Source organism: Novosphingobium aerophilum (assembly GCF_014230305.1).
In the GTDB taxonomy this organism is placed as follows: domain Bacteria; phylum Pseudomonadota; class Alphaproteobacteria; order Sphingomonadales; family Sphingomonadaceae; genus Novosphingobium; species Novosphingobium aerophilum.
Map to the genome: position 1 here is coordinate 77,184 of NZ_JACLAU010000005.1, position 17,867 is coordinate 95,050.

A 17,867-nucleotide genomic window follows, 5' to 3' on the forward strand; every position below is an offset into this window, starting at 1 on the left:
GTCAGCGTACGTGGCCGGTGAAGGTGCGCAGGCCAGGCGCGGTATGGTCGGGCATTTCCAGTGCCGCCTTCACGCCCGGGCGGGCATTCATCCGATCGCGCCAGTCGATCAGGCGCGGGTACTTTTCGGCGACCTCCAGTTCAGGGAACATGCGCTCCACCATCATGCCGCACATGGCATAGAAGTTGATGTCGGCGGTGGTGAACATGTCGCCGGCCAGCCACAGGCTCTCGCCCAACTGGGTTTCGACCTTGGCGCAGGCATAGATGATCTTGTCGGTCGCATTGGCCAGATCGGCTTCGGAGAAGCCCGAGCGCGCGGTCGCCCATTTCTTGCGCTGGTCGGGGAGGGGGATCCGCTCAAGCAGGCTCTCGAACTCGCCGCCATCGATGCTGCGCGCGATCACGCCAACCATGCGGTGCCAGCCGTGCATCGAGACGTGGTTCATCACATGTTCGTCAACGAACTTGTTCCAGGCGCGGACCCGGGCTTTGCCGACCGGATCGTAAGGCCGCAGCGGCACTTCGGGGAAGACGTCCTCAAGGTATTCGTTGATCACCGAGGTCTGGGTGATGATCTGGTCATTATGGATCAGCACCGGCACCTGGCCTTCTGGGTTCAGCTTGACGAACCACTCCGAGTGCTGCTCGAACTTGTGCAGGTCAACATAGTGGCTCTCGAACTCCAGGCCCTTTTCCTTCAGGGGAATCATCGACTTGAGCGAGTTCGCGGCGGGCTCTGCGTGGTAATACTTGAGTGTCATCGTCACTCTCCCTTGATTGTTTTCCGGCCGGCTTTCGGCCTGATGCTGCAGCAAATTCTAGAGCGCGACGGTGCCAAGCACCCCGCCATCGACCGCCCACCCTTGTGCGGTCACGTAGCTGGCCTCGTCCGAGAGCAGGAAGGCCGCGACATTGGCGAGTTCTTCGGGCTGGCCGATCCGGCGCTGGGGCGTGCGGTCTGCCATGGCGGCGTGCGCCTCGGCGGGCAGGTTGGCCAGCATCGGCGTTTCGATGAATCCGGGGATCACCAGATTGCAGCGCACCCCCGATCCCGCCACCTCGGCCGCCACCGCCATGGCCAGTCCGCGCAAGCCATGCTTGGCCACGACATAACCCGCGTTCCCGCCCATGCCGCGCTCGGAACCGAGGCTCCCCGTCAGCAGGATCGATCCCGTGCCGCGTGCCAGCATTGCGGGAAGAACACGGCGGATCGCCCACCAGGGCGAGCGCAGGTTGACGGTCAGAACCTCCTCGAAGCTCTCCTCCGGGTAGTCGCAGACCTGGGCGAAGGTGCCCCCGCTGGCCGCGTTGAGGAACAGCCCGTCGATCGGCCCGTTCAACGTCACGGCCAGATCCAGCGCTGCCTCCAGCTGTTCCTTGTCCCCGACGTCGGCCGCCGCCCACTGGGCCAGCCCGCCCAGTTCGGTGCAAGTGTCCGCGAGCAGCTCGGCTCGACGCGCAATCAGCGTGACCGCTCCACCCAACGAAACGATCTTTGTTGCCGTAGCCTTGCCGATGCCGGTCGAGGCGCCGGTGATGACCACATGACGGTCCGCGAAATCCATCAGGCCAGACCGAGCAGCTTCGCCGCGTTGTCCTTGAGGATTCCCGGCAGCACCTCCTCGCGGAAACCGGCCTTGAGCGCGGCATCCATCCATTTGCCGGGATGGATCAGAGGAAAGTCGCTGCCGAACAGCATCTTGTGGCGCAGCTGCGTGTTGGCATACTGGATGATCTGCGGCTGGAAGTACTTCGGGCTCCACCCGGAGAGGTCAATGAAGACGTTCTCCTTGTGCAGCGCCATCGACAAGCTTTCATCGACCCAGGGCCAGCTCGGATGGGCCAGGATGATCTTCATGTCAGGGAAATCGACCGCGACATCATCGACCAGGATGGGCTGGCCATATTTCAGCCGCATGCCGCCGCCGCCGCGCATCCCGCTGCCAATACCGGAATGACCGGTGTGGAAGATGGCCGGCAGCTTGTGCTCGGCGATCACCTCATAGATCGGATAGCCGACCCGGTCGGACGGGCTGACGTTCTGGCAGATGCCATGGAACTTGAAGCCCTGCACGCCATGGTTCTCGATCAGGTCCCGGGCTTCGCGGGCGCCGAACTTGCCCTTGTGGGGGTCAATCGAGGCGAACGGGATGCAGATATCGGAATGCTGAGCGGCAAAGTCGGCCACCTCATAGTTGGAGATGCGCTTTGCACCCATGCCGCTTTCGCAATCCACGGTGAACAGGCAGAAGGCGATCTTCTGCTCGCGGTAAATCTCCACGATCTCCGGCAGTTTGGGGCGCTCGCGCGGCGCCTTGAAATAGGCGCTGGCCGCGTCGAAGTACTGGGCCATGACCGGGTCTTCTGGATCGTGGCATGAGACTTCGGCATGGACGTGAACGTCGATGGCCTTGATTTTGGACAGGTCGATCACGTGGCAGTCTCCAATTCGGTGATTTCCCGGGCAACCAATCGCTCGACCAGCCGGTTGTAGAGCGTGACCCCGCGATCATGCGCGGTCGGCATGATCCGGGGATTGCGGGACGTGGCGATCCGCGCATGCTGCGCCTCGATCATCGCCTTGTCCTCGGCAAAGGCCTGGTGGGCCATGGCCATCATCGCGTCGCGTTTGGCCGCATCGCCATCACGGCGATGGGGACCCCACGAAAAGAAGTAGCGGGCGCGGCCATCACCCAGCGGGGTCACCGCCTGGCTGGTAAAGCTGAGCCCGCCAAGCGCATCGGACATGGCCGGCGCATCGCCGCCAAGCTGTTCGGCCGTGCCCTGGGGATAGTTGGCTGACCACATCAGCAGTACCCCGGGGAGGAGGTAATCGTAAGTTTGCCAGGCCTCGACCGGCTCGCCGTGCGGATTGCGGGGGCTGTCCGCCGGCACCGGCAGCCAGCGCTCGAACCGCACCCCGCGGGGCAGCGGACTCACGCGCGGGAGGTTGTCGGCAAATTCCGGCCCGGCGCCGAAGCTCTGTGCGTGAACATAGCTCAGATGGCTGAAATCGCACAGATTGTCGCTGATCAGCGCGGCTTCGGCGGCATAGTCGAGCTGGCCATGGCCGAGAATCCAGTCAGGGTCCGACAGGCCGACGGCCGGCGGGATCAGCGCCGGATCGGCCAGGGCCGCATCCCCCGGCCAGACCCATAGCCAATCGTGCCGCTCGATCACCGGGTAGGTGCGGACACGGGCTTGAGCGGGGATCAGGTCTTGCCCGGGAATGCTGCTGACGACGCCATCTGCGGCAAAGCGAATGCCGTGGTACATGCAGCGCAGCAGGTCACCCTCGCACCGCCCCAGCGAGAGCGGAGCCAGGCGGTGAACGCAGCGGTCCTCGAAGGCCACCGGCGTTCCATCCGCCCGGCGCCACAGCACCAAAGGCTCACCCAGCAGCTCGCAAGCCAGAGGCGCAGAAGCGGGCAGATCTTCCGACCAGGCCGCCACGTACCAGGCATTGCGAGCATACTGCATGGGATCGACTTTCCAGCGCAATCAGAGCTGGATGATCACCGTCTTGGTCTCAAGGTAGGCCTCGATGCCGGCGCGGCCCTGCTCGCGGCCGATGCCCGATTCCTTGTAGCCGCCGAAGGGCAGCGCGGTATCGATCATGGCGTGGCAGTTGCCCCAGACCGTGCCCGACTTGATCCGGCTGGCCAGGCGATGCATCGCCGAGACATCCTTGGTCCAGATCCCGGCGCCCAGGCCGAAGCAGGTGTCGTTGGCCATCTTGGCAACCTCGTCGAGATCCTCGAAGCGCTGGGCCACGACGACCGGCCCGAAGATCTCTTCGCGCACGACACTCATCTGCGGGTTCACGTTCACCAGCACGGTCGGGTTGACGTAATAGCCATCGGCTGTCGGCGCATCACCGCCAATCGCCACGCTGGCGCCATCGCGCTTGCCGGCTTCGATATAGCCCATCACGCGGTCGAACTGCTCTTTCGAGACCAGCGGACCCGAGTGGCCGGCCGGATCGAGCGAGGGACGCGGGGCCCAAAAGGCCGAGGCTTCGGCCACGCCTTCGATCACCTGATCGAAGATCGACTTGTGCGCGAACAGGCGCGAACCGGCAACGCAGACCTGGCCCGAGTTGAAGAAGATCGCGCCGGCCGCGCCTGGCGCTGCCGTGGCGACATCGACATCGGGCATCACCACGACCGGGCTCTTGCCACCCAGTTCGAGCGTGACGCGCTTCATCGAGTCGGTCGCGTTCTTGTTGATCAGTTTGCCGATTTCGGTCGATCCGGTGAAGGCCACCTTGTCGACGTCCGGGTGGCGGACCATGCGGTCGCCAGCGGTGTGGCCGTTGCCGGTGATGATGTTGACCACGCCCGCCGGGAACCCTGCTTCGGCGACCATGTCGGCCAGACGCAGCGCGGTCAGGCTGGTCTGTTCGGCCGGCTTGAGCACCAGGGTGCAGCCTGCGGCCAGGGCCGGAGCGATCTTGAGGCAGGCCATCAGCAGCGGGAAGTTCCACGGCACGATCTGCGCGCAGACGCCAACGGGCTCCTTGGTGGTGTAGCTGAACACCAGCCCGGCCGGCATCGTGTAAGGCGCGTTGGTATCGCCGCCGACCTTGCTGGCCCAGCCGGCCATGAAGCGGATCTGGCTGATCGCGCCCGGAATATCGACGGCCCCGGCCATGCCCTTGGGCTTGCCATTGTCGATCGCTTCCAACTCCGCGAACTCGTCAGCATGGGCCTCGATCAGGTCGGCCAGCCGATTCATCGTTCGCTCGCGCACCATCGGCGGCAGGTTTGACCAGCGACCGTCGTCAAACGCGGCGCGGGCCGCGGCCACGGCGCGATCGACATCGCGGTTCGAGGCGTCGACCACCCGCGTGACGATCTTGCCCGAGGATGGGTCCTCCACCGCGATGGTGGCACCCTCGCTGGACTCGACCCATTCGTTGTTGATGAACAGCCGCGGTTGGCGCGCCAGGAACGCCTGAGCGGCGGCCGAATAGGGGAGCTGTTCGTAGCTGACCGTGGTCATCTCGTTCATCAGATCATCCTTTCCATGTCGATTCGTTACCGGGTCGGAGGCCGGTCGAAAATTGTAGGCAAAGCATACAAAAGCTTGGTGCGATTGCAAGTCGTCCGCGTGGGCATCTGCCCGCTCAAATCCTTCGGCGCGTCGCCTATTTCTCGCCCAGCGCCTTGTCCTGATGAGCGCGCATTATGACGTAGGCACGGACAGTCTCGATATCGGCTGCACTCATCACTTTTGACCAGCTGACCATGCCACGCGCTGCCAGCGTGCCGTCATGCACCACGGATTGCCAGGTCGCGGCATCGTGGAGCAGGGCCGAGCGACGGAGATCGGGCAGCAGGCCGCCGCCGATCGCCGCATCGCCGTGGCAGGTGCTGCAGAAGCGGGCGTAGCGGGCGCCACCGGCAGCAATGTCGGCCTCGGACCCGATTGCAGCCGGCGGATCGAGCGGGGCGAGAAAGGCCTCGTCCAGTGCGGGCAGGCTGCCCTTTCCGCCGAGGCGGAACACCAGCAAACGGCTGACATTGCGCGCCGGACCCGATTTCTGCGACAGCAGCCCCGGTGCCAGCGCCCAGACCCCGCCCCAGCCAGCCAAAACCGCCACATACTGCTGCCCGCCGATGCGGTAAGTGATCGGCGGGGCAACGATCCCGGTCTGGGCCGGGAAGGACCACAGCCGCTGGCCATCGGTGCTGGAATAGGCGACGAAGTCACCGCGGGCCGTGCCCTGAAACACCAGGCCGCCGCCCGTGGCGAGCAAGCCGCCATTGTTGGGGCCGGGGTAGTTCACCCGCCAGCGCTCCTTGCCGGCAACCGGGTCCCAGGCGAGCAAGGCTGCCGTGGTGGCGGCGAGGGCGCCGTTGCGCACTTCCGGCACCGGTGGCATTGCGCCAGCGGCGCCATCGACGCCGTTGTTGAAGCCCTGCGCCGCCGGCTTCCAGTCCTTCGCCGGAATGTAGGGGAACGCGGCGAACTGCGCCGGGATGAACACGGTGTTCTGGCCCGGATCATAGGCCATCGGATGCCAGCTGTGCGCCCCGCCGGCACCGGGGAACCCGATGAACGGCTTGCCGGTCTTGTCGTAGCGCGCCTCGGGGTTCTCGATCGGCCGGCCGGTCTTGGGGTCCACCCCGGTGGCCCAGTTCATCGGCGCATAGGCCTTGGCCGAAAGGAACTCGCCGGTCACCCGGTCGAGCATATAGAAGAAGCCGTTCTTGGGCGCCTGCATCAGCACCTTACGGACTTTGCCGTCGATCTTGATGTCGGCCAGAATGATATGCTGGGTTGCGGTGAAGTCCCAGGTCTCGCCCGGGGTCTGCTGGAAATGCCAGACATAGGCGCCGGTCTTGGCGTTGATCGCCACGATCGAGGACAGGTAGAGATTGTCTCCGCCGCCTGGCGACCGGTAGGACTGGTTCCACGGCGCGCCGTTGCCGACGCCGATATAGAGCAGGCCCAGGGCCGGGTCATAGGCCATGGCATCCCACACCGTGCCGCCACCGCCGAGCTTCCACCACTCGCCGTTCCAGGTCTTTTCGGCGGCCTTGAGGTATGCCGCCTGGTTCATCCCGGGCCGGTCCGGCACCGTGTAAAAGCGCCACAACTGCTTACCGGTCTGCGCGTCGTAAGCGGTTATGTAGCCGCGCACGCCCATCTCGGCGCCGCCGTTGCCGATGATCACCTTGCCGTCGATCACGCGCGGCGCGCCGGTGATCGTATACGGCTGCGTGCGGTCGACGGTGATCCGGCTCCAGGCCAGCTTGCCGGTTTGGCGATTGAGCGCGATCAGGCGGCCGTCGAGCGTGCCGAAAAAGACCTTGTCCCCCCAAGCCGCCATGCCGCGGTTGACGACATCGCAGCAGGCCTTGACCGCCGCTTCGCCCGGCACCTTCGGGTCATATTGCCACAGCAGGCGGCCGCTGACCGCGTCATAGGCCTTGGCCTTGGACCAGGCCGTGGTGATGAAGATGCGGCCATCGATCACCAGGGGCGTCGCTTCCTGCCCGCGCGCCGTATCGAGGTCGGCATGCCAGGCCAGGCCCAATTGCTTGACGTTGTCGCTGTTGATCTGGTCCAGCGGGCTGAACCGCTGCTCGTCATAAGTCCGGCCATAGCTCAGCCAGCCGCTATCGGCCGCGGCTATGATGCGCACTGCGGTGACCGGGCCGCTGGTGACCTCGGGCGGAGCCGCGTTCAGCGCGGCCTGACCGCATACCAGCGACATTGTGGCCAGTGCTGTGGTGACGAACGCACCCTTCGCTCTGTTCATTGCTCGGTTTCCTCTCCAATCGCCGCTTTGTGGCTGTGTTCTGGTTGGCACGTCGGCTCAGCCCCAACGGTTGATTTCAGGCCCTGGCGCCCATGCCGCTTCGGGGTTTACCGTGGCGGCCCGGGCCAGGGCTGCCTGTACACTTGGCCGGGTCCGCACCCGGTCCAGCCAGGCCGCAGTGCGCGGGCTGGCAGCGAAGGCTGCGGGGAGCAAAGCCGGCATCCCGGCCAGCCAGCCATAGGTCTCGAAGTCGGCGACGGTCAGATCGCCCATCAGCCAGTCGCGGCCGTCAGCCAGTTGCTGCTCGACCATGGCCACGGCGTCCGCGACCTTGTTGGCGCTGTCGGTCAGCGGGGCTTCGGGAAAGTCCCCGGTACGGACTGCGCTCCAGCGCCCGCGAAGATCTTCGCTGGCGATGGCGGCGAGCACATCGCCCCACGGGGTTTCGTCCATTGCCGACAGCACGGCATGAGCCTGCGCCTTGCACCCCAGGAAGGCCGCGGCGGGGGCGCATCGCTCGGTGATCCGACGACACCACATCAACATCTGCCAGTGGGCGTAAGCATCCCTTGGCTGAAGCGTGTTCGCGCCGGTCTCGTCCAGGTATTGGGCTATGAACACGCTTTCCGTCATGGCCTCGCCATCGATCACCAGGACCGGTCCTTCGCCTTCAACCCCCATGTCCCGGGCGACCGGTTCAGTCACGCCGGGCAGGCGGTGCCGCTCTCCGGCCAGCAGGTCGATCGGCTGGCATTCAATGTCCAGCCCGCTTTCACCCAGCGCTGCCAGCACCGCCAGCGAGGGGCCATTTGGCTCGCCATGATAAAGGATCGTGCTCATCGTCACCGCACTCCGCTCACGATGCCCTCGGCCTCAGCGCGGGGCGGGATATAGTCCTGTTCCAGGATCGCAACGCGGCTGGCCATCGGTGTGCGCCCCAGTTTCCAGCATGCCTGGGTGGCCGGGCGGCGATAGATCGCGCGCAGCCAGCGCATGATGTTGGGGGTCAGATCATCGTTGGACAGGTGCGGCTGCGACAGCGGCAAGGCATAAGCCAGGTTGAAGCCGTTGACGTCGGCCAGGCTGTAGTGATCGCTGGCCAGCCATTCGCGCTTGCCCAGTTCCCGCTCCAGCATTTCGATGCCTACAGCAATCCGGCGTCCGGATTCGGCCATTTCCGCCTCGCTGAACAGGCCGAACACAGCCTTGCGCCAGGCGGTCTGACGCTCGGGCAGGGGAATGCGCGCGATCTGCGCCTCGATTTTCTCCTGCCCGTGCGCAGCCAGGGCATTGGGGCCGACGAAGTATTTCCAGCCGAACATCGAGAAGCTGGGGGCCAGCCACTGGTCCATGAACTTCATCCACCAGCGAATGCGCCAGCGGTCGCGCGCATCGCCTGGCATCAGGTCAGGCCCAGCAAACTGCTCGTTGACATATTCCATGATCGCCGTGCTCTCGACCAGCACCCGGTCACCATAGGTCATGGCCGGGATCGTTCCCTGCGGATTGATCGCGAGGTATTCGGGCCGGTGCTGCTCGAAGTTCAGCATATCGATGTAATGGCTGTCGAATGCGACGCCCTTTTCCATCAAGGCCAGCATCGGCTTGCCGGAATTGGCATTCGGCTCCCAGTGATAGAGCGTGACCTCGGCCATTCTCTGTCCTTTCCGTTTTTATATGCAATACTTACGAATGCGCCGGGCTTGTCAAGCCGTCTAGCGCCGTCACAGCGCTACCGGCTCGCCGTCGATCAGGATCGTCTTGGCTTCAAGAAAGCCCTTGAGGCCCTCGATCCCGCCCTCGCGGCCAATGCCCGATTGCTTGAACCCGCCAAAGGGCAGCCCGAAATCCATGCGCAGACCGTTCTGGCCGATGCCACCGGTCCGCACGCGCCGGGCGATGCGATAGGCGGCGTCCGGGTCGTGGGTCAGCACGGAGCCCGAAAGGCCGAACCGGGATTCGTTGGCGATGCGGATGGCATCTTCTTCGTCATCGCAGGGGATCAGGCTAAGCACCGGGCCGAAGATTTCTTCCTGGGCAATGCGGCTGGAGTTGTCGACATTGGCAAAGAGGGTCGGCTCGATGAAATAGCCCCGGTTCAGATGGCTGGGGCGGTTTCCGCCCTGCAGGAGGTCGGCTGTGGCCCGGCCTTCGGCGATGTAGCCTTCGATCCGCTCAAGCTGGCGCTTCATGGCCACCGGACCAAGCTGGCTGGCGGGGTCGTTTGAATGACCGATCACCACTTTGGCCATCTCGGCGGCGATCGCACTGGCCAGCTCGTCGTGACGGTGGCGAGGGACGATCACCCGGCTAAGCATCGCACAGATCTGGCCGCTCATCATCGTGATCGTGCCCGCTAGCAGCCCGGCGGCAGCGGCAGTGGGAAAATCATCACGGACGATCGCGGCGGACTTTCCGCCCAACTCGAGCGTGCAGCGCGCAATCCGCTCTCCGCAGACAGCCCCGATGCGCTGGCCGGCCACGGTCGAGCCGGTGAAGCTGACCTTGTCGACCCCATGATTGCAGACCAGATGATCGCTGGCCTCGCGATGGCCACAGACCAGGTTGACCACCCCGGGTGGCACACCGGCGGCTTCGGCTGCCTCCGCGATGATATAGGCCTCCAGCGGCGTCTCCGGCGATGGCTTCATCACCACGGTGCAGCCCGCCGCCAGAGCATAGGCAACCTTGCTGAGCATGATGCCATAGGGCACGTTCCATGGCGCGATCGCTGCGACAACGCCTACGGGCTCATGCGCGATCAGCCCGACCGGCGCTCCGATCGACGCACGCCGCTCGACGAATTCGAACTGCGCCGCCATCGCCACGATGCCATCGAAGCTCAGGTTGGAGCCGTGGGTTATCCCGGCCGCAGTTCCTGCCAGCGCGCCGATCTGCGCTGACCAAGCCGCCGCGACCTCGCCGGCCCGCGCGTGGAGATGGGCTGACATACGCGACAGCACTTCGACCCGTTCGGCCGCGGCCGAGCGTGCCCAAGCTCCATGATCGAACGCGTCCCGAGCCGCTGCCACCGCGGCATCCATGTCGACCTCGTCGGCTTCGGCCACCAGGGCCACGACCGTTTCGGTGTCGGGAGAGACAATGTCGATCATCCGCCCGGAGTGCGGCTGCCGCCACTCTCCACCGATCCACACCTTGTCCGGATGCTTCACCGCTACACCGTCAGGCAGCATGGCTCTCTCCCTCTCCTTACAGCGCCGCCGTTGTGGCTGCCGCTCTTGCGATTGTGCCGTAGGCTCAGTCTGACGCAAAATAGTATGTAATGCAAACAAACTTGAGTCTAGGCCGGCCGGTCTGACGCGATGCCGATTGCTGCACCCGGACCCGGCTCAGTTGACGCCGCGCGCGGCATTTTGCCAGAATTCGGCCCGCATCGCTTTCTTGTCGAACTTGCCCACCGGTGTGCGGGGGATCGCATCGCGGAAGTACACGTGCTTGGGCGCCTTGACGCTGCCGATGCGCGCCTTGCAATGCGCGATCACGGTGTCGGCAGACAGGGCAGCAGAGGGATCGGCGACGACGATCGCGGTCACCGCCTCACCCCACTTGTCATCGGGAATGCCGATGGCGGCGCACTCCAGGACACCGGGCAATTCGGTTACCGCTGCTTCGACCTCGGTGCAGAACACGTTGAAGCCGCCGGTCACGATCATGTCCTTCTTGCGGTCAACGATGTAGTAGAAGCCATGCCCGTCGCGCCGACCCACGTCGCCGGTGTGATGCCAGCCGTGGGCCCAGGTCTCGGCCGAAACCTCGGGCATTTCGAAGTAGCCGCCGCCCACTATCCCGCCCCGGCCGACGATCTCGCCCACTTCGCCCGTCGGCAGGATGCGGCCATCGTCGTCCATCAGTTCGACCCGGCACGAATAGGTCGCCTGCCCGCAGGAGGCGAGCCGCTCGGGGTGGTCCCCGGCCGCTGCCGCTGCGACCACCTTGGGCGAAAGCCAGGTGGCGACCAGGTGAAACTCGGTCTGGCCATAGCTCTGGCACATGCAGGGCCCGAAAACCTCGACTGCCTGCTTCAGCTTCTCCGGGCTCACCGCCGATCCCGCGAGCAGGAAGTAACGCAGACTCGAATAGTCGAACGAGCGGACATCCGGGTGAGCCAGCATCGAGTAAAGCGCGGTCGGCGGCAGAAACGTATGCGTGACCTGGTTGGCCCCGAACGCCGCCATCACCGCTTCGGCATCGAACCCGGGCAGGACGATCACGGTCGCTCCCATGGCGATGCCGGCCATGGTTACCGGCCCTGCGGCGTGAGTCAGGGGGGCGGTGGTCAGGAACACCGGCGGCTCGTCGCAGGCCATGATCTGGCCGATGGTCTCCAGCATGCAGCCCCAGCTGCGGTTGAGCACTCGCACGCCTTTGGCTGGCCCGGTGGTTCCGCCGGTGGCGATGATCGCGGCCAGTTCCTCGCCATTGCCCATCGGCTCGCCCCAGTCGGCCACACGTGGCGAACCTGCCGGCAACATGTACGTATCGAGCGAAGGGTTGCCGGCATCCTGGCTATCGATGCAGATCATCCGGCGGATGCTGGGCACCTGCCGCTTAACCTCGTGCGCATCCGCCGAATAGCTGGAATGGTAGAACAGCCAGCCGGCGCGGACATAGTTGAGATAGGCGATATTGTCGGCCAGGGCGTTGCGGGTATTGACCGGAATCCAGGCGCCCCCGGCCCGCCACAGACCGAGCATCGTCGTCACCACCGCACCATGATTGGGCGACATGATCGCCACGGCTTCCTGATGGACGAAGCCGTCCGCCAGCATCGCACCGGCCAGTCGGTGGGTGATATCTTGGGCTTCGGCATAGGTCAGACGAGTTTCGCCGGCGATCAGCATCAGATGATCAGGGCGAAGCGTCGCCTGCTTGTCGAAGTAGTCGATGGTGCGCATGGTGGGTTCCCGTAAGTGGCCGAGCCGGACTGGGTCTCGCCCAGCTCGGCTCAGCCCAGATCAGCCGGCGTTCGGCGCAAAGGCGCAGATCTTGTTGCCGTCCGGATCCCGCAAATAGGCGCCGTACATCTGCCCGGGGACATTGACGCGCACGCCCGGAGGGCCTTCGCAGGTGCCGCCATTGGCCAGACCATTGGCGTGAAAGGCATCGACTTCGGCATAGGTCTTCGCATGGAAGCCCAGCGTATGGCCATTGGACACGGTATGCGGCTCGCCATTGGCGGGCTTGGCCACGAGCAGTTTGCCCGCCTCGCCAGGATAGAGGGTGCCATGCGGCAGCGGTACGCTGGGATAGCCGAGCGCGCCCATTACGCCGTCGTAGAATTGGCGCGAGGCAGCGATGTCATTCGTACCGAGAAAGCTGTGCGTAAACATGGTCGTCTCCCTTTCATTTGGTTTCAGGCCTCGCCGCGCCTGCAGCATGTGCGCGCGGCTCGCAGCCAGTCTGACCTGGCCTTGATCCCGGCCGGTGCCCTGGTTCGCATCGTCACCGGGTCGACCAATGCGATCATCGCTGCGTCCAGCCTAGCGCGGAGCATGCACCACAGGCCAGCGGAATTTTAGCAGTTTTGCGTGGTTTTCGGAAAAATAATACTATCATGTGGGAGGATAGACGATAACCTTACCGGCGCCTGAGGTCAATTGACGGCGGTCCCTGGCGGATTGCATGACGCCGGTGGATCACGTTGGGAGTTGGTGACTTTGAGTTACACAGATCAGGCGGAGGCTTTGCTCTGGCACCTGCAACACGTGCCGTTTCGCGCTGACCTTGCTGCAGCCCGACCGGAAGCCTGTGACAACGAACTCTGGGCCGGAATCGTGCGGGAAGCAGCGCAGTTCGCCGAAGGCGTGCTTGATCCGCTGGGCCATGAGCTTGACCGCAATGGCGCCCGGCGGATTGATGGCCGGGTCGTCACCGCACCGGTGCATCATGCCGCCTGGCAGCAATTCCGCGAGCTTGGCTGGATGACCATGGTGGCCCGGGAGCCCGTCGGCCAGGGCTTGCCTCTGGCGCTGCTTGGGGCCTGTGAGGAACTGTTCAACCGGGCCTCTGCTGCTTTCTACATGCTGCCGACGGCGACCCGTACTGCCGCCACGTTGATCGACCAGATTGCCCCCGGTCCGGTCCGGGATGACTGGGTTCCGCGGTTGCTTGCCGGCGAATGGGCGGCGACGATCTGCATTTCCGAACCCGATGCCGGGTCTGACGTCGGACGCATCCGCACACAGGCCCGGCGTGATGGTGACGGGTGGACCGTTACCGGGGAAAAGTGCTGGATTTCGTTCGGCGACCACGATCTGGCCGCCCGGATTGGCCATATGGCGCTGGCGCGCAGCAATACGACGCCCGGCGTCAAGGGCCTCAGTCTGTTTCTGATTCCCTCGATCCGCGACGATGGCGTTCCCAATGGTGTGTCCGCGCGGCGAATCGAGGAGAAGCTGGGCCTCCACGGTTCGCCCACGTGCCAGATGGGGTTCGATGGGGCCGAGGCAATTCTTCTGGGCGAAGAGGGCAGGGGCCTGCAAAGCCTGTTCCCGATGATGTTGCAGATGCGCCTCGCCTGCGGACCTCAGGGTACGGGCGTGGCGACGGCGGCCTACGCGACGGCCCTGGCCTATGCCCAGGACCGCCGGCAGGGTGGCACCGCCGATGCCGCGCCCGTCCCGATCGCAACCCACGTCGATGTGCAGCGACAATTGCTCGACATGGCCGCCTCGGTTGAGCTGAACCGAGCCCTGCATCTGACCGCCGCCAATGCGCTGGACCTGGCCGAGGCTGCGGCCGATCCCGGCCGGCGCGCGCATTGGATGGAACTGGCGCAGTTTCTGCTGCCGCTGGTGAAGGACGGCGGGGCCTGGGCTGCCTGTGATGTTGCCAGCAAGGCCATTCAGGTGCTGGGCGGGGCAGGTTATACGCAGGCGTGGCCGGTCGAGCGCCACCTGCGCGACGCCCGCGTCTTTCCGATTTTCGAGGGAACCAGCGGCATTCAGGCGATCGACCTGCTCCATCGCCGTCTCTGGCGCGAGGGCACGCCCGGGTTGAGCGCTTTCGTCGCAGCGGTCCGGGCCGATGCCCTGGGCAATGCCGCCCTGACTGGTGCACTCGATCAGCTGGAAGCCGTTGTCCGGGTGATGAAGGACTGGAAGTCAAGCCCGCGCCGCGCCGAGGCTGGCGCTTCCGCCCTGCTCGATCTGTGCAAGGCTGTCGCACTTGGCTGGATGGCCGCGCGCATCGTGGCGAGGGCCGGGACCGACCCGGTCAGCTTGGGCATTCGTGCCGCTGCCGCCTATTGCCTGGCCGAACTCGAGCCACGCTGTGTCTGCCTGGCGCAGCTGGCCCTGCTTGGCGAGGAACGGTTGGACGGGGTGGCTGCCCTGACCACGAGCAGCGCCCGCTAGAGGCGGCCTTCATTACGCGAACTTTGTGGGCCGGTGTCGCTGTTGCACGTCCGCGTGCCCAACCGGATGCCCGTTCGACTTGACCTTGGGGCATCGCGGCAGAGGTGCGGACCGATCTTCCTGCCTCTTGGTGCATGACCGTCAGAAAGCTATTGCATATAGCAATTGTGATGTTATCCAGTATAGCAAAATGCCGTCATCTGCAGGGGTACACCATGTCTGATCGTGCCGAAGAAGATACCGTTGCCGTCACCGTCGAGAACCGGATCGCCTGGGTCTCGTTCAATCGTCCGGAAAAGCGCAATTGCATGAGCCCCAAGCTCAACCGCCAGATGCGGCGAGTGCTGGAGGAGCTGGAGTTTCGCGACGATGTCGGCCTGGTAGTGCTGACCGGCGAGGGTACGGCCTGGTCGGCGGGCATGGACCTGAAAGAGTATTTCCGCGAGAACGAGCAGAAGGGTCTGGGCGCCACGCGCGGCGCCCAGCGCGAGGCCTATTCGTGGTGGGAACGGCTGCGCTGGTACGAGAAGCCGACGATCGCGATGATCAACGGCTGGTGCTTTGGCGGGGCCTACGGGCCGCTGTTCGCTTGCGATCTGGCGGTGGCCGCGGAAGATGCCCAGTTCGGCCTGTCCGAGATCAATTGGGGCATCCTGCCGGGCGGCGGCGCGAGCAAGGTCATTGCCGAGCTAACCGGGTTCCGCAATGCCATGTACCACGCCATGATGGGCGAAAACGTGGACGGCCGTAAGGCCGCCGAATGGGGCTTGGTCAATGAAGCCGTGCCGGCAGACCGGCTCAAGGCCCGCGTGCTCGAGATCGCCGAAGTGCTGCTGGCCAAGAACCCGCAGGCGCTGCGGTCCACCAAGTGGGCGGTGCGCCGCGTGCGCGAGATGACCTATGACAATGCCGAGGACTATCTGATCCGCGCCCAGGAAGCGGCCAACTACTTCGACTCCGAGGGCCGCAAGGAAGCGACCCGCCAGTTCATCGACGATAAGACCTTCAAGCCCGGCCTTGGCGCCTACGACGTGAACAAGCAGCGCGACTGACCACCGCGATCGGGGGAGAGCTTCACGATGAACCGGCCGGATAGTGCCATGATCGCCCGCCTGCTGCGGCCCCGTTCGGTGGCCGTGGTGGGGGCGAGCGACAAGCCCGGGGCGCTTGGCGCCACCTTGATGAGCAACCTCGATCGCGCCGGGTTTGCCGGCGCGATTTACCCGATCAATCCCAACCGCACCGCGATCGGCGCGCGGCCGTGCCTGCCGTCGATCGACAATCTGCCCGAAGGCGTGGATGCGGCGGTGCTGGCGATCCCGCGCGCAGGCGTGCTGGATGCGCTGCGCGCGCTGGCGGCGCGCAAGGTTGGCTCGGCGATCGTGTTTGCCGCCGGATTTGCCGAAGGCGGCCCCGAGGGCGCGGCCGAGCAGGTCGAGATCGCGCGGATCGCAGCAGACGCGGGCATGGTGATCGAAGGCCCGAATTGCCTCGGGCTGATCAACCATGTTGACGGGGTGCCGCTGACCTTTGTCGAGACCGAATGCCGGGCTCCGGCCGGTCGGCGCGCGGTGTGCGTGGTTTCGCAGTCCGGAGCCATGGCCGCGGTGCTGTGCTCCACGCTGCTGTCGCGCGATGTCGCGGCGAGCTTTTCGGTCTCGACCGGCAACGAGGCCGCGAGCGGGGTGGAAGACTATCTCGACTGGCTGATCGATGAGCCGAACACTCATGTGATCGCGATGATCGTCGAGCAGTTCCGCGCCCCGGCCCGGTTTCTGGCGGCAGCGGCGCGGGCCCGCGCAGCGGGCAAGCCGATCGTGCTGCTGCACCCCGGCAAATCGAGCGCGGCGCGCGAATCCGCGGCGACCCATACCGGGGCGCTGGCCGGCGATTACCAGCTGATGCGGGCCAAGGTTGAACGCGCGGGCGTGGTCTTTGCCGAATCGCTCGAAGAGTTGGGCGACATTGCCGAGATCCTGGTCCGCTGCCCGCCGTTGGCTCCGGCCGGGATCGCGGTGCTGGGCGAATCCGGCGCGTTCAAGGCGCTGACGCTCGATCTGGCCGAGGAACTGGGGCTGCCGCTGGCCGTCCTGGGAGACGACAATGCCCCGGCGCTGCGGGCGGCCCTGCCGCCGTTTGTGCCCGTCAGCAACCCGCTCGACATCACCGCGCAGGGTCTGAGCCAACCGGTGATCTACACCCAGACCCTGACCGCACTGTTCGATGATGTGCGGGTCGGCGGGGTCGTGGCCGGGATCATCCAGGGCGATCCGGTGACGGCGCAGATCAAGGTGCCGGCGATCCTGGCTGCGCTGCAAGGACGCACTTTGACCAAGCCGCTGGTGTTTGCCGGGCTCGATGAAGGCGCCGACATTCCTGCGCATCACGTTGCTGCCCTGCGTGAAGCCGGCGTGCCATGGTTCCCTTCGACCGAGCGCGTTTTTCGGGCGTTCTCGCGGCTGATGCGGCTGGCGCGGCGCGATCTGGTCGATGCTGCACCCGCGCCAACCCCTGTGCCTGGCCTGGCCGACGCCTTGGGCGTGGTGCCAGAGTATCGCGCCAAGGCGCTGCTGGGCCCGCTGGGCGTCTCGTTCCCGGCCGGGCGCTTTGCCGACAACGTGGACGCAGCGGCGGCCGCCGCCGAGGCGCTGGGCTACCCGGTGGCGATGAAGGCTCAAGCCGCGGCGCTCAGCCACAAGAGCGATGCCGGCGGGGTGATCCTGAACCTGGCCGATGCCGCCGCCGTGCAGGCCGCCTGGGCGACGATGCAGGCCAGTGTCGCGGCTTATGATCCTACGATCGTGCTTGACGGTGTGCTGATCGAAGCGATGGGCCGGCGCGGGGTCGAGATGATCGTCGGTGCGAAGAACGACCCCGAATGGGGGCCGGTCGTGCTCGCCGGGTTCGGCGGGGTCACGGCTGAAATCCTGCAGGACGTGCGGCTGCTGACGCCGGACCTGTCCGAGGAGGCGATCATCGCCGAGCTCATGCAATTGCGCAACGCGGCCCTGCTGGCAGGCTGGCGAGGCTCGCCTGAGCTCGACGTGCCAGCGCTGGCGCGGCTGATCCGCAGCGTGGGCGCGGTGCTGCTGGCCGAGCCGGGCCTGCGTGAGCTCGATCTGAACCCGGTCATCCTCCATCCACTGGGGCAGGGCGTGGTCGCGCTTGACGCGCTCATGCTGGTGGCGCCCTAGTTCGCTGTCGCCAGACGAAGAAACC

General features: G+C 65.5%; 14 protein-coding genes. 3 read left to right on the forward strand and 11 right to left on the reverse strand.

Going from position 1 to position 17,867, the window contains the following annotated elements; genetic code table 11:
* Nucleotide 1: 1 nt before the first annotated feature.
* From H7F49_RS05605 to H7F49_RS05655, 11 genes are all read right to left on the reverse strand, one after another.
* Entirely contained in the window at nucleotides 2-763 is a 762-nt protein-coding gene (locus H7F49_RS05605; protein ID WP_185682592.1) for a glutathione S-transferase family protein, read from the reverse strand.
* 57 nt (nucleotides 764-820) lie between these two features.
* Nucleotides 821-1,567 (reverse strand): SDR family NAD(P)-dependent oxidoreductase, encoded by a 747-nt coding sequence (locus H7F49_RS05610; protein ID WP_185682593.1) that lies wholly within the window; start codon nucleotides 1,565-1,567, stop codon nucleotides 821-823.
* Nucleotides 1,567-2,436, reverse strand: coding sequence for an amidohydrolase family protein (locus H7F49_RS05615; protein WP_328806537.1), 870 nt, complete (start codon nucleotides 2,434-2,436; stop codon nucleotides 1,567-1,569). Before H7F49_RS05615 ends, H7F49_RS05610 begins: the two co-directional genes overlap by 1 nt.
* A complete protein-coding gene (locus H7F49_RS05620; RefSeq protein WP_185682594.1) occupies nucleotides 2,433-3,482 on the reverse strand; it encodes an aromatic ring-hydroxylating dioxygenase subunit alpha in 1,050 nt (349 codons plus the stop codon). The genes H7F49_RS05615 and H7F49_RS05620 overlap by 4 nt, the downstream gene beginning before the upstream one ends.
* Before the next feature lie 21 nt (nucleotides 3,483-3,503).
* Nucleotides 3,504-5,015, reverse strand: coding sequence for an aldehyde dehydrogenase family protein (locus tag H7F49_RS05625; RefSeq protein ID WP_185682595.1), 1,512 nt, complete (start codon nucleotides 5,013-5,015; stop codon nucleotides 3,504-3,506).
* 136 nt (nucleotides 5,016-5,151) lie between these two features.
* On the reverse strand, nucleotides 5,152-7,227 hold the full coding sequence (locus H7F49_RS05630; protein ID WP_185682668.1) for a PQQ-dependent dehydrogenase, methanol/ethanol family: 2,076 nt from the start codon (nucleotides 7,225-7,227) through the stop codon (nucleotides 5,152-5,154).
* Nucleotides 7,228-7,329: 102 nt separating this feature from the next.
* A complete protein-coding gene (locus tag H7F49_RS05635; protein WP_185682596.1) occupies nucleotides 7,330-8,112 on the reverse strand; it encodes a glutathione S-transferase family protein in 783 nt (260 codons plus the stop codon).
* Between the two features lie 2 nt (nucleotides 8,113-8,114).
* Nucleotides 8,115-8,927, reverse strand: coding sequence for a glutathione S-transferase family protein (locus H7F49_RS05640; RefSeq protein ID WP_185682597.1), 813 nt, complete (start codon nucleotides 8,925-8,927; stop codon nucleotides 8,115-8,117).
* Between the two features lie 69 nt (nucleotides 8,928-8,996).
* Nucleotides 8,997-10,466: an aldehyde dehydrogenase gene (locus H7F49_RS05645; RefSeq protein ID WP_185682669.1), complete on the reverse strand. Its 1,470-nt coding sequence runs from the start codon at nucleotides 10,464-10,466 to the stop codon at nucleotides 8,997-8,999.
* A 156-nt stretch (nucleotides 10,467-10,622) separates the two neighbouring features.
* A complete protein-coding gene (locus H7F49_RS05650) occupies nucleotides 10,623-12,188 on the reverse strand; it encodes a class I adenylate-forming enzyme family protein (RefSeq protein ID WP_185682598.1) in 1,566 nt (521 codons plus the stop codon).
* A gap of 60 nt (nucleotides 12,189-12,248) precedes the next feature.
* Nucleotides 12,249-12,623, reverse strand: a complete 375-nt coding sequence (locus H7F49_RS05655) for a VOC family protein (protein ID WP_185682670.1) — start codon at nucleotides 12,621-12,623, stop codon at nucleotides 12,249-12,251.
* Nucleotides 12,624-12,911: 288 nt separating this feature from the next.
* On the opposite strand from H7F49_RS05655, the gene H7F49_RS05660 reads away from it, so the two are divergent.
* From H7F49_RS05660 to H7F49_RS05670, 3 genes are all read left to right on the forward strand, one after another.
* Entirely contained in the window at nucleotides 12,912-14,648 is a 1,737-nt protein-coding gene (locus H7F49_RS05660; RefSeq protein ID WP_185682599.1) for an acyl-CoA dehydrogenase family protein, read from the forward strand.
* A 215-nt stretch (nucleotides 14,649-14,863) separates the two neighbouring features.
* Nucleotides 14,864-15,700 carry a p-hydroxycinnamoyl CoA hydratase/lyase gene (locus tag H7F49_RS05665; protein ID WP_185682600.1) on the forward strand — a complete coding sequence of 279 codons (837 nt, stop codon included), beginning with the start codon at nucleotides 14,864-14,866 and terminating at the stop codon, nucleotides 15,698-15,700.
* A 27-nt stretch (nucleotides 15,701-15,727) separates the two neighbouring features.
* Nucleotides 15,728-17,842: an acetate--CoA ligase family protein gene (locus tag H7F49_RS05670; protein WP_185682601.1), complete on the forward strand. Its 2,115-nt coding sequence runs from the start codon at nucleotides 15,728-15,730 to the stop codon at nucleotides 17,840-17,842.
* Nucleotides 17,843-17,867: the final 25 nt, after the last annotated feature.

Bases quoted from the DNA above. Each gene is read 5' to 3' on its own strand.
- H7F49_RS05605 (WP_185682592.1), bottom strand. From the start codon at position 763: ATGACACTCAAGTATTACCACGCAGAGCCCGCCGCGAACTCGCTCAAG.
- H7F49_RS05610 (WP_185682593.1), bottom strand. From the start codon at position 1,567: ATGGATTTCGCGGACCGTCATGTGGTCATCACCGGCGCCTCGACCGGC.
- H7F49_RS05620 (WP_185682594.1), bottom strand. From the start codon at position 3,482: ATGCAGTATGCTCGCAATGCCTGGTACGTGGCGGCCTGGTCGGAAGAT.
- H7F49_RS05625 (WP_185682595.1), bottom strand. From the start codon at position 5,015: ATGAACGAGATGACCACGGTCAGCTACGAACAGCTCCCCTATTCGGCC.
- H7F49_RS05630 (WP_185682668.1), bottom strand. From the start codon at position 7,227: ATGTCGCTGGTATGCGGTCAGGCCGCGCTGAACGCGGCTCCGCCCGAG.
- H7F49_RS05635 (WP_185682596.1), bottom strand. From the start codon at position 8,112: ATGAGCACGATCCTTTATCATGGCGAGCCAAATGGCCCCTCGCTGGCG.
- H7F49_RS05640 (WP_185682597.1), bottom strand. From the start codon at position 8,927: ATGGCCGAGGTCACGCTCTATCACTGGGAGCCGAATGCCAATTCCGGC.
- H7F49_RS05645 (WP_185682669.1), bottom strand. From the start codon at position 10,466: ATGCTGCCTGACGGTGTAGCGGTGAAGCATCCGGACAAGGTGTGGATC.
- H7F49_RS05650 (WP_185682598.1), bottom strand. From the start codon at position 12,188: ATGCGCACCATCGACTACTTCGACAAGCAGGCGACGCTTCGCCCTGAT.
- H7F49_RS05655 (WP_185682670.1), bottom strand. From the start codon at position 12,623: ATGTTTACGCACAGCTTTCTCGGTACGAATGACATCGCTGCCTCGCGC.
- H7F49_RS05665 (WP_185682600.1), top strand. From the start codon at position 14,864: ATGTCTGATCGTGCCGAAGAAGATACCGTTGCCGTCACCGTCGAGAAC.
- H7F49_RS05670 (WP_185682601.1), top strand. From the start codon at position 15,728: ATGAACCGGCCGGATAGTGCCATGATCGCCCGCCTGCTGCGGCCCCGT.